This window comes from Cytobacillus massiliigabonensis, from assembly GCF_900199725.1.
GTDB lineage: Bacteria > Bacillota > Bacilli > Bacillales > Cytobacillaceae > Cytobacillus > Cytobacillus massiliigabonensis.
Genome location: NZ_LT904904.1, coordinates 2164710 through 2177525, shown reverse-complemented (window position 1 = coordinate 2177525; position 12816 = coordinate 2164710). Strand labels below are relative to the sequence as shown.

9 protein-coding genes and 1 pseudogene are annotated in these 12816 nt (G+C 32.9%); 1 reads left to right on the top strand and 9 read right to left on the bottom strand.

Translation table 11 applies throughout. The features are described 5' to 3' along the window. Positions 1 to 57: 57 nt before the first annotated feature. From C1726_RS21955 to C1726_RS21920, 9 genes and pseudogenes are all read right to left on the bottom strand, one after another. Complete coding sequence (locus C1726_RS21955) at positions 58 to 1377, bottom strand: hypothetical protein (RefSeq protein ID WP_102275097.1); 1320 nt, start codon at positions 1375 to 1377, stop codon at positions 58 to 60. Positions 1378 to 1389: 12 nt separating this feature from the next. After that, a complete protein-coding gene (locus tag C1726_RS21950) occupies positions 1390 to 2622 on the bottom strand; it encodes an aminotransferase class I/II-fold pyridoxal phosphate-dependent enzyme (RefSeq protein WP_102275096.1) in 1233 nt (410 codons plus the stop codon). 125 nt (positions 2623 to 2747) lie between these two features. Continuing rightward, positions 2748 to 4556: a MutS family DNA mismatch repair protein gene (locus tag C1726_RS21945; RefSeq protein WP_235822881.1), complete on the bottom strand. Its 1809-nt coding sequence runs from the start codon at positions 4554 to 4556 to the stop codon at positions 2748 to 2750. A gap of 926 nt (positions 4557 to 5482) precedes the next feature. After that, positions 5483 to 5617 (bottom strand): hypothetical protein, encoded by a 135-nt coding sequence (locus C1726_RS26825; RefSeq protein WP_268877041.1) that lies wholly within the window; start codon positions 5615 to 5617, stop codon positions 5483 to 5485. Positions 5618 to 7283: 1666 nt separating this feature from the next. Next, positions 7284 to 7418 (bottom strand): hypothetical protein, encoded by a 135-nt coding sequence (locus C1726_RS26820; RefSeq protein ID WP_268877041.1) that lies wholly within the window; start codon positions 7416 to 7418, stop codon positions 7284 to 7286. A 306-nt stretch (positions 7419 to 7724) separates the two neighbouring features. Beyond that, a protein-coding gene (locus C1726_RS21935; protein ID WP_142385044.1) for an IS3 family transposase occupies positions 7725 to 8845 on the bottom strand; the annotation gives its coding sequence in 2 pieces (ribosomal slippage) (positions 7725 to 8596 and positions 8596 to 8845; 1122 coding nt in all). 377 nt (positions 8846 to 9222) lie between these two features. After that, on the bottom strand, positions 9223 to 9696 hold the full coding sequence (locus tag C1726_RS21930) for an HAD domain-containing protein (protein WP_102275093.1): 474 nt from the start codon (positions 9694 to 9696) through the stop codon (positions 9223 to 9225). 331 nt (positions 9697 to 10027) lie between these two features. Beyond that, positions 10028 to 10279, bottom strand: coding sequence for a hypothetical protein (locus tag C1726_RS21925; protein WP_102275092.1), 252 nt, complete (start codon positions 10277 to 10279; stop codon positions 10028 to 10030). 288 nt (positions 10280 to 10567) lie between these two features. Next, a pseudogene (locus C1726_RS21920) lies at positions 10568 to 11617 on the bottom strand (IS110 family RNA-guided transposase); the annotation flags it as partial. Positions 11618 to 11870: 253 nt separating this feature from the next. On the opposite strand from C1726_RS21920, the gene C1726_RS21915 reads away from it, so the two are divergent. Then, positions 11871 to 12761: an aminoglycoside phosphotransferase family protein gene (locus C1726_RS21915; protein ID WP_102275090.1), complete on the top strand. Its 891-nt coding sequence runs from the start codon at positions 11871 to 11873 to the stop codon at positions 12759 to 12761. Positions 12762 to 12816 lie beyond the last annotated feature (55 nt).

The window sequence follows — 12816 nt, the reverse complement described above, 5'->3', positions numbered from 1 at the left end:
TTAAATAAATTACTATTATGCTAAGATAAGCTTCTAACTTTAAATTAATTTTTAATATCAATATGGCGGATTTATATTTACAAACGCAACACCCATATTTCCATCGGTCAATCTGCCTAAAGTTGGTGATTCTGTATCTTTTTCCACCCTAATTAGAAAATTAATAATATTGGACCCGAAAAAATACGGACTGATGACAAAACGTCTAGGTACTTTATATAAATCATTCAGTACTGGGTTGTAATATCGAAAGTCATAATAATCAGAATTAATAAATTGCTGTGCAACCCACATTTCACTGTTAGAACTTACAATATGTTCTATGTAATTAACCCATTCACGTTTATTTGTATTAAAACCTGTTATAACATCCTTTGCATAAAACGAATTGCTTTTTTTCAAAACAAACTGTTCCTGCTTCAAAGTCAATAAATCGATGAGATCATAAGCTTCATTTTTGAATATAACCTTTTTATTTTTACTTGTAATAAAAGTCCAAGGTATATAATCACAGACTATTTTTCTTTCAGCTTCTGAAAAACTAGAATTAGGCGAATTTGCTGCTTCGTAGAGATATGCTAGGGCAACTTTACAATCAACAACGACATCTTTAATATCAGAAAGAACTATAGTTTTTGAATTTCGTATTCTTACCAAAAGTTCCTCAAGATGTCTGGTTTTACTTGGCATATCTTTCAAAGTGGAATACATATACAATAGGTGAAACTCGTTTTCCCCATCAGTAACAACACCGTTATTGTCCCAAAGGGTTTCATGAATCCTTATAAAACATTGAATGTCAGAATTTTGATTAATCCAGTTTGCTGTTTCTTGCGCAATATCTTTATCGTATCGATTCATATCAGCATATATCATAATTGCCATTTTTGGCGATGTATCACTAACTGGTATATACTTCCTAAAAATCTCTTTTACAAATTTTACAAACCCCTTCTTCCCATCCATTAACATATATTCTGTATTATTTTCTTCCTGCATTTGTAATATTTGATTCTGTAAATAGTCTATTTCATAAAAGCCTTCAATCGCAGAAGAATCATAATTAAGCTCAATGATCTTGGGTTGACCGTTTTCAAAAATCATATCTGGCCTTGCAATAAAAGGTAAATTAAGCGATTCATTATATAACTTAGAAATTTCTCGGTGAGAGTGTGGAAGATCTTTTCGTTTTTCTATATTGGCAATGGAAATTCGTCTAGCCATTTTTAATATCTTTGCAATATCCTCCTGCCATTTTTTTAATTTAGTACCCTGCATTTCAAAAAAATTAAGTGCAATATCATCATCTAGAAAGTATGTTCCTAGACAGTCCAGACTTGTTCTGAATTTCTTATATCGTGTTTTTATATTGTTCATTCGTTATCTCCCTCAATACGCATTGCATATATTTAAAGCTCGAGCAACCTTTTCAAACTTTTCCAACGAGAAATGGATTTGCTCTTCACTTAAAGCTGAAGATGCATTTAATCGTAACCGAGATTTAGAAAGAGGGACTGCCGGGAAAATGATTGGATTTACATAGATACCTTCTTTATGAAGTAATTCCGCAAATTGAAAAGTCAAAGAACGATCGCCTATCAATATTGGTATAATAGGAGAATTGGATTTCATTGTATTTAAACCAATTTTTCTTAAACCATCACGAAGCAAATGCTCATTTCTATGCAAATTTTCCATGATACTAGGTGAATCCTCAAGAATTTCAATCCCCTTCAAAAGGCCTGCCACAATGGGTGCAGGCAGGGATGCTGAAAAAATGTAAGGATTGGATCCATATCGAAATAAATTCATCAGTTCTTTTGAGCCGGCTATATAACCACCTAAACCCGGAAGACCCTTACTTAAACTTCCTGTAATCACATCAGGCAATTTAGACAATTTAAAATGTGATGCTGTCCCTCTGCCACAATTCCCAATCGATGCAATGGAGTGAGCGTCATCTACGATCACAATGGCGTTGTATTTTTCAGCCAATGTCATAATTTGATCCAGATAGCAAATATCTCCATCCATACTGAAAACCCCATCAGTTACAATGAATTTTCTCTTATAAATGGGCTCTTTTTTCAACAGACTTTCCAATTGATCCATATTAGAATGAATAAATTTAATTATTTTTGCTTGTGAAAGTTTAATTCCATCCACTATCGACTGATGATTCAATTCGTCTGAAAAAATGATATCCTCTTCATCGCATAATGTTGTTATGGCTGCTATATTAGCAACTAATCCACTACTAAAAGTTACAGCATCTTCTGTTCCAATAAAGGAGGCAAGTTTTCTTTCAAACTGGCAATGTATGTTGAGTGTCCCATTAAGTAATCGAACCCCGCTAGTAGAAGTTCCATATGTTTTTAATGCTTTTTCTGCTTCTGCAATAATATCCGGATGACCATTTAGACCTGAGTAATTGTAAGAACCCAAATGAATCAGGTGGTCATAATTATCTTCTGTACCAAGTGAAGCTTTCACAGAATCTTTTGGCATTCCAGTTGTTTTTCTCGGTAGTAACTTAACATTTCCAGTGGATGATAACCAGTGATACATCATCCTTAATCTGGCTCTTGTATGAGTGGAACTTTCAATAATAGAATTCTTCATATAAAATCTCCTCTCAAAAACAAAATGTAAATTTATAATTTTATAAAAACTCAATTAAGATTGATAGCACATTTTTAACTTTCTACCTTAGCAACAATAATAGAAATTTATTTAGGTTCTATCACTTAAAACTCATCAATACCAATCATCTTAATCAAGTAAAGAGCATTAGTAGTTTTAGACACTCCTGGGTATAATTTATAATCAAATCTTATTTGATTATTTGAATATCTTTCTGAAAAGTGGCAATTCTCTACATCTATATCTTTATCAATCTCTAACTCACCCAATTCAAGGTCGTGTGTCGAGACAAGTCCCACGGCATTCATTTTACTAAGTTTTCTTATTACCGCGGTTGCTCCAATATGCCTGTCTTTAGAGTTTGTCCCTCTAAAAATTTCATCTAATAAGAAAAGGATGGAGTTGCTCCTACTAGCTGCTTGAATAATGTCTTTTATTCTTAATAGTTCAGCATAAAATGAGGAGATTTTTTTTTCTAAATTATCATTTACTCTCATAGATGTATAAATGTCCATTATGGAACACTTAAAATCAGTTGCACAAACGGGGGCCCCTGTATATGCCAAAACCAAATTCAAACCAACAGTCCTTAATAACGTACTTTTTCCAGACATATTTGACCCTGTGATCAACAAAACATGTCCACTGCCTTTTAGGGTTAGATCATTACAGACACGGTCATTTGAAAATAAAAGTGGGTGTCCCATATTTTTTGCAGAAAGATTTTGTTTTAAAATTGTCAACTGTGGGTTGCACCAATTAGGATTATCGTATTGTATTGTCGATAAACTAGATATTTCCTCTAACTTGCCTATTACAATAAACCAATTACGTACGCTAGAGCCTGATTTCTCCTTCCACTTTTCTAGTGCAATCATGCAGTGGTAATCTAATAAGAAAATTACATTGAATAAAAAATAAATCAATGGACTATATTTGAAACTCATCATATCAACAATAAAAGATAATTCATTAATTTGCTTTGAAGCATAATTACCATTCGAGTCAATTAGACTCGATTTAAGCTCTGATAGATACTTGGATTCGAAATTCTCACTTTCGATTTTATTTAATAATTTTTGGTAAGTAAGAATTGTATCATGATGCAGGTCTATCACCTTATTAGTATTCTTATAGAATCTTATTCCAATAATAAATAAAATTAACTGAGTGAGTAATAATATCCCTGTAATATAGAGAAAACCACTGTCAATTAGAAATAGTAAGATGAGCGATACCACTGTAGCTAACGATAAGAATCGTATACCCCATACCAACCATATATTTCTGAACATCTGAGTTTCATTTTCTGCCCATTTACATAACGGCTCAGGATTGTTCTTTCCATTTTTACTGGAACTACCTTCTGCAAGAAAATGTTGTCTCCAATCAAGCTTATCTGCAAGTTCTTTAATAGCAACTTGTCTCTCCCTAATTTTTAAAATGTCCTTCTCCGGCTCAGTCAAGGAATTTTTCAAGAATTTTCTTCCTAGAAATGTAAAGGTATTATTAATCCACTGAAATACCGATGCCTGTCCAAATATATCTAAATCAACACTATACTGATGCTTTAGATCAATGTATTCCTCTCCAGTATCAGTGAATTCAACCCATTTTCCATTAATCCTGTCAATTGCTTGCCGGTTGATACTTACAAGGGAAAAAGCCAATTCTTTTCTTTTTCTCGCTTTTTCATGTTGAATAATAAAAATGACCAATGCAATTAAAGAGAAAGCTGAAGACAAGCCTCCGAAAATACGATATTCAAAGTAAAAAAATATTCCACCAAAAATAATCCCAAAAAATGCAACTAGCCGCAAATTGCTTAAGATGTTACATTGCCGATTTGCCTTTTTATATTGTACGAAATATTTCTTTTCACGTATTTGATATTCATGTTCCGCATTATACATATTCAAAAGGATATCCCCTCCACTCGAGAATTTGTTGTGAAAAGTTATATTTTCCGTATGCCATTGATAAATGTTTAAGTGTTTCACATAGTTATGCCTGTTTGCCAATGTATTCCCTTACAATAACTGCTCTTATCGATCTAGAAGTTTCAGTGAAGTTAATTGTTTTTGATGGAAATTATTTGCGCAACATTATACAGTAAAAACACAAAATAATTAGACCTCTACTTTTGTAAATATTTACATTTTTAGCATTAATCAGAAAAAATAATACCATAAAATCAATTGTGGTATAACAGGAATAATAGGTATAATATGTCATTTTTGTGAAATGTTGTTTTTTATAATGACTTTTCAACAACTTTACATGAACCTATTGGTAATACAAAATAATGGTTTACTAAGAAAATTTGATACAAGAAATTTCTCTTAGTGCTAATAACTTATGGGGGTCCTGCCGACAGAACGCATATATTATACGCTTAGCAAATTGCAACCTAAAAAAGTCGAATTCCTGTAACTCTAAGGAACCGACTTTTTAAAACTTAACGAAAACTTCTAATCAGGTTGATTTATACTTTCTTAATAATTCTTTCGAATTGTGCCCATTCAGTTAGCAAGTTGTTCACCCTTATTTATTGTTTTTTGTCCTCCTCTAATTAGTCCTGGACCCATAAAAAAGGGTAAAAATGGCTTTATCCTTTTTCAAAAGATTTATTAAAAATTTTATCTATTCACGGTAAGTTGCATAAATTACACTATCTATTTTATCTTTCAATTCGTCTTTCTTATTTTCGTCTAATTGTTCAAATAAATATTTCAATAACTCTCTTTATTCTAAAATTATTTCAATAAGTTCACGATTGTTGAATTTTTAAATCCAACCTTCGTTGTAAGATACTCTTTTTCATATCCTACAAATTCCATTAATAGGTTTCTATAAGCTTTATTTTTTTTATTTCTGCCTTTGCATAACTATTACCTTCTCGGTAGCCCAATTTAAATGTTGCTTTTCTCTCTTCATCTGCTTTAAATCTAGCTCTTTGTTCTTCAAAATTCATTGAATCATCCCCCGGTTGGCATGTATTTTTAGTATGATATTGTCTCTTAGGTGGTAATTTGTTATAGTCTATTGAGTTGAAAATTTGAGGTGTAATTATGACACATAACTATGAGAATCTAGATTTATCAAAGACGTATGACTATAATGAACTACCAGATAAAAAAGCCGGACGCTGCGATAATTGTAATAACAGTCACTTTAAGTCTACTGTGAGTGAAGGTAAATTTCTACGTGAATGTAGCAAATGTGGAATGAAAAAACAAATTTAATTAGATTGAATAACTTTNTCAAGGAATTTTTCAAGAATTTTCTTCCTAGAAATGTAAAGGTATTATTAATCCACTGAAATACCGATGCCTGTCCAAATATATCTAAATCAACACTATACTGATGCTTTAGATCAATGTATTCCTCTCCAGTATCAGTGAATTCAACCCATTTTCCATTAATCCTGTCAATTGCTTGCCGGTTGATACTTACAAGGGAAAAAGCCAATTCTTTTCTTTTTCTCGCTTTTTCATGTTGAATAATAAAAATGACCAATGCAATTAAAGAGAAAGCTGAAGACAAGCCTCCGAAAATACGATATTCAAAGTAAAAAAATATTCCACCAAAAATAATCCCAAAAAATGCAACTAGCCGCAAATTGCTTAAGATGTTACATTGCCGATTTGCCTTTTTATATTGTACGAAATATTTCTTTTCACGTATTTGATATTCATGTTCCGCATTATACATATTCAAAAGGATATCCCCTCCACTCGAGAATTTGTTGTGAAAAGTTATATTTTCCGTATGCCATTGATAAATGTTTAAGTGTTTCACATAGTTATGCCTGTTTGCCAATGTATTCCCTTACAATAACTGCTCTTATCGATCTAGAAGTTTCAGTGAAGTTAATTGTTTTTGATGGAAATTATTTGCGCAACATTATACAGTAAAAACACAAAATAATTAGACCTCTACTTTTGTAAATATTTACATTTTTAGCATTAATCAGAAAAAATAATACCATAAAATCAATTGTGGTATAACAGGAATAATAGGTATAATATGTCATTTTTGTGAAATGTTGTTTTTTATAATGACTTTTCAACAACTTTACATGAACCTATTGGTAATACAAAATAATGGTTTACTAAGAAAATTTGATACAAGAAATTTCTCTTAGTGCTAATAACTTATGGGGGTCCTGCCGACAGAACGCATATATTATACGCTTAGCAAATTGCAACCTAAAAAAGTCGAATTCCTGTAACTCTAAGGAACCGACTTTTTAAAACTTAACGAAAACTTCTAATCAGGTTGATTTATACTTTCTTAATAATTCTTTCGAATTGTGCCCATTCAGTTAGCAAGTTGTTCACCCTTATTTATTGTTTTTTGTCCTCCTCTAATTAGTCCTGGACCCATAAAAAAGGGTAAAAATGGCTTTATCCTTTTTCAAAAGATTTATTAAAAATTTTATCTATTCACGGTAAGTTGCATAAATTACACTATCTATTTTATCTTTCAATTCGTCTTTCTTATTTTCGTCTAATTGTTCAAATAAATATTTCAATAACTCTCTTTATTCTAAAATTATTTCAATAAGTTCACGATTGTTGAATTTTTAAATCCAACCTTCGTTGTAAGATACTCTTTTTCATATCCTACAAATTCCATTAATAGGTTTCTATAAGCTTTATTTTTTTTATTTCTGCCTTTGCATAACTATTACCTTCTCGGTAGCCCAATTTAAATGTTGCTTTTCTCTCTTCATCTGCTTTAAATCTAGCTCTTTGTTCTTCAAAATTCATTGAATCATCCCCCGGTTGGCATGTATTTTTAGTATGATATTGTCTCTTAGGTGGTAATTTGTTATAGTCTATTGAGTTGAAAATTTGAGGTGTAATTATGACACATAACTATGAGAATCTAGATTTATCAAAGACGTATGACTATAATGAACTACCAGATAAAAAAGCCGGACGCTGCGATAATTGTAATAACAGTCACTTTAAGTCTACTGTGAGTGAAGGTAAATTTCTACGTGAATGTAGCAAATGTGGAATGAAAAAACAAATTTAATTAGATTGAATAACTTTTGGTATGTCAACACTAAACTAGACAATTTTTTTAAGGTGTCTATGTTTGTACTCAATTGGGCTTTCATATCCAAGGGTTCCATGAATTCGTAAGTTATTAAACCAGTGAACATAGTCCTGTAATTCCCTTGTTAATTCTTCTAAGCTACTAAAATGTCTGCCCTTCACAAACTCTGTTTTGATGATTTTAAATGTTGCTTCAGCTACTGCATTATCATACGGGCAGCCCTTCATACTTAAGGATCGTTGGATATTAAAAGTCTTTAAAGCATCATCAATCAAATTGTTTTTAAACTCATTTCCACGATCCGTATGAAAAAGCTGTATCTTATTAAGATCGACTTTGATAGAAGCTAACGCACGATAAACGAGTAATGCATCTTTATTTGGCCCTGTACTAAAACCGACGATTTCCCGATTAAAGAGATCGACAAAGACACATACGTAGTTCCATTTTTGATTGACTCTTACGTACGTTAAATCGCTAACGATTGTAGTCATTTCTTGTTCCTGTGCGAATGCACGATTTAGTTCATTTGTTTGTTCTGATTCATTACAGGATTTTGTATGTGGTTTAAATTGAGCGATTGTGTATGAAGAAACGAGACCCTGCTCCTGCATGATGCGCCCAATTCTTCGCCTGGAAACAATATGACCGCGCTTTTTTAATTCTACTTTGATTTTACGTGTTCCATAGTTCTGACGGCTTGCGTGAAAAATATCGATTACATCAGAGGTAACGGGATCCTCCGATACTCTTTCTTTTGCTTCATAATAATAAGTACTTCTAGGGATTTGCAGGACTTTGCACATTGCTGATATCGAGTATTTGTGTTGATTATTCTTAATTACATTTACTTTCGTCCTAGTATCAGCGCGGCTTGCTTTAAAATGTCATTTTCCATTTCTAGTTGCTTGTTTCTTTTTCGGAGTTCCATCAATTCTTTTTGTTCATCTGTTAAATTATCTTTCTCCTTAAAAGAACCTGATTTTTGACTCTGACTCACCCACTTGTCTAAAGATGAAGGAGTAAGATCATATTCACGAATAATCTCTTTTCTTGGTTTTCCATTTTGGTACAGCTGCACGATCTGTTGCTTGAAATCTTCAGTAAATGTTCGGCGTTCTCTTTTAGTCATGTAGATTCTCCTCAAATGTGTTATTTGTAGTCTACTTGACCTTAAAAATTCTGTCCAACTAAGTGTAGCCTATCCATTTTCTTCCTTGCAGTTTCTACAATTTTTATGGGAAAGGAACATTTCCTTCATCAAGAAAATGTTCCTTTTTAAGGACTATCACTAATTACTCATCATTCATGATCTTATACAATTCGTTTCATTATTGCGGTCTTGTTTTTTGTCAATCGTACTTTGTGGCTCCTCTTTTGTGAGAGGAATGTTTCATAAGCATTCTCTGTTGAAGAAATTAAGTAATCTATCTACACTTGCTGCTATACCACTTGTATTTGGGGTTCTATTATCAGTAAAAACTATATTTTAAAACATTGCACATTGATTCACCTTTTATAAAATTGATAATGGAAATCCATCCCTCTATAGCTATCTTCATGAGGTTTTATATCTAAATTCAATAATAAGTTTATCGCTTCATCTGCCTTTTCTTTTGTTAATCCATAATTAAAGGGACTCGTGCGGACTAATCTATGAGTTAGTTCACCCATATCATTATCATCATCAATAATTACAAAGGACTCGACAGTTCTTTTGAATCTACTTAGAAACTGTTCAATTTCTTTTCCTCTTTTAACACTTTTCATATTCTCACTTTTTAGTTCTGGAGTACGTCCAATAATTCTATGGGCCACACCATATTGGTTAAAAGCAAATGCATACGCTTCTTTTTCTACCTTGATACCATGATGATGACCGATTTCGTGCATAATAACTAAGGCTAAATTATATTCATCTATTAGTTTACCGCTTTCTATAAAGATAAATGGGTAATCCTTATTTTCGAGATTGATTTGCATAGGTTATCAAATATACAGCTCCATATAAAAACTAAAGAGTGTAATAGTTGAAATTGTTATGAAGATAAAAGTCTTATCATTTATGTAATTTAGGGTATTCGGATTTTATGGTGAAATTAGGTTTAGTTTCCAATTTTAAATTAGTTTTTGACCACAATAAGGGCAAAATGAAATTTCTACAGAATCAACATTTTAGTATCATATTCATCAACAGGTGATTATTTTTAATCCTGGTCTAATGGTATTTATACTATAGACAGAAGAAGTTTTTAACTATAAAAAAATATTTGCTAAAAACTTCTAAAAGGTCCTGCAATAAACATTTTCTTTTTTATAAACGGGGATCGTCTTTTTTTAAAAGAATAAACCTGTCAGTGCTAACAGCTAAAGCAGCTCCTACTCCATAAAAAATCGAATTCCATGTCAAAACTGAAATATTATATTCCTTAGTGATTTCATTAATAAGAATTCGGATTTTTCTTAAATTCATATTTTTATCAGATAGATTAAGTATATGAATATGTTGATTCTCAATATCCATATGAATGCCGACTTGATGGTGAAAATTAGGAGGAATTTTCATAATTCCTCCCTCTATAAATGTTGATTTATCAACGGTTTGACCCGTTGGTGGGGTGCCAAAAAAATATTTTTCGACACGCTTCCAAACAATATTTTCATATTATGTGAAACTACTCCAATATATAGGTACGCTACGCGGTCACTACTGGATAATAGTGGAAAGTAGTGATAGGATATTATGCGATGCACAATGGATCTCTGCGTAGTTTATGATGACGTACCCTCCCATGTCTCTGGGCAACAGTGTGCCTACATTCCTTCGTTCGGTCTAGTCATAAGGCAGAGGCTAGCGAAGCTTTCTTCTTCCCCGTTTGGAAATACGTTTTTGACCTCTGTGCTGACCAGAGGAATTTTCATGTAACGTTAATCCCGCGAGCTTAATGAGTTGGCGTGGATCATCATAATGTGAAAAACTTCCGATTTCAGCTAAAAGATCGACAATCGTCGTATCTCCAAGCCCTTGAACTGTTGAGAGCCATTCGTACTCCACAGAAGTTTGTGCAAGCTCAACTAAATGCAGAGTAATACTTTCGTTTTCTTGTTCTAACTGGTGGTAACGGCGAACGAGTGTGGTGATTTCAAAACGGGCCATCTCACGTCCTTCTGTTACTCCTATGGAGTTAGCTGCGACTTCGATTAAACGTGTAGCTTTCGGCTTTTGAGGAGATTTCATCCCCTCTACTTTTCGGTACATTACTAGCACCTCATCAGGCTGCTTCTGATGAAGATCACTCGGGAAAGGAGTACATTCAAGTACAGCCAGTGCCATTTTTCCGAATTTGGGAAATACCTGCGTAAACTCAGGAAAATAACGATCTAACCATCGAATCATCATGTTTTTGACAGCCCCTAATTCCTCTGTCAATTTGCCTCGAAATGTAGATCCCACTCGAAGTTCAGCTTCCACCTCTTTTAGAATACGTGGATAACTGAATCGTCCGTCTTTTACTAATCTGGCAATAACCAGTGCATCCTTACGGTCATGTTTCGTTGGCAGATTGTCGTCTAGCTCCTTTGAACGCTTGACGTGCATCGGATTTGTCATGACAAGTGGAATGCCTCTTTCATCAAGAAAATAGGCTAAATTAAGCCAATAATGACCTGTAGGTTCAATTCCTACGATGACTTCTGTTTTCTCCTGTTCTTTCATCGCTGTCAGAACACGTTGGTAGAATTGCTCAAAGCCATCTAGAGATTGAGAAATAGAAAATGACTTTTGGAGTACCCGTCCTCGATCATCCACAAAACAAGCGAAATGTGTACGCTTGGCAATGTCAATTCCAACGACCAGAGTTTTTTCAGTGACTTGATTTATTTTCTGATTTTGTTTAAAATCCATTATGGAGTCCTCCTTGGTTAACAAATTAGGGGTCATTTCGCCGCGATTTGACACCCCGCATCATACCAAGAGGGCTCTTTTTGTTCAAGTCCCCGAAAATCCTTCTAACAGGAATGCTCCTTTATATTATATATATTCGTTCAATCCTTACTGATTAATAAGAAAAGATAATCATAGAAGGTAAGATATATTACATGTTTCTTCCTTTGAAAATTGATTAATAGTAAACTTAATATACGAGGAGGTATTCCATATGCTGCCAACTGAAAACTTAACGATTATAAAAAAAACATATCCCCATTTAGAAATAAATGAAGTACGAATAAATAATAATGGCTGGGATAATGACATTCTAATCATAAACGATGAAATAGTCTTTAGGTTCCCAAAATCAGAACACCTAATAACAAGGGTGATTGATGAAATGAAAATACTGGATCATTTAGCCGTGATAGAACCTATTATCAAAATACCAAAATATGAGCCGGTATTTAACGATAATAAATTAATTGGTGTTACATATGCCTTTCTTAAAGGCAAGTCTTTAAGTGAATATACTGATTGTCAATTAAATGAGGAACCTGAAAACGCTAAGCTAATGGCTGATTTTCTAACTAAACTCCATAGCATTGATATTTCAGTTATGAATGATACAAATTTAACAGCAATTCACACACTTCATTATTGGGAAAATCTATATTCTTTAGTTAAACAGGATGTCTTCCCTTTTTTAAATACGTATCAGCAAAGCGAGATTAGCGAAGTATTTATTTCATTTATAAATAACTACTCCACTCTTTCCTATAAAAAAACACTAATCCATGGAGATTTAACACCCTCAAACATTATTATTAATAAAACAATCAACCAAATTGAGGGCATTATTGACTTCACTGACGCTCAACTTGGTGATCCAGCATTCGATTTTGCTGGATTATATTGGACATTTGGACCCGACTTTACAAAAGAGGTTTTATCATCGTATACATCCTCAGAGAGTTTTGATTCTATTTTTTATCGAGTAAGCTCTTTTTACGGCTTGCAGCCTGTCTTTCATGAGTTATTATATGCAGTGAAAAATAAGCAAAAGATAAATTGGGAATCTGCCTTAGACAGGTTTTCTCAACTCAAATCTTTCATATAGACTCTATACACCCCCTGCAAAATTGTACACGAAAAGTCGGATGAAACTTTTTATC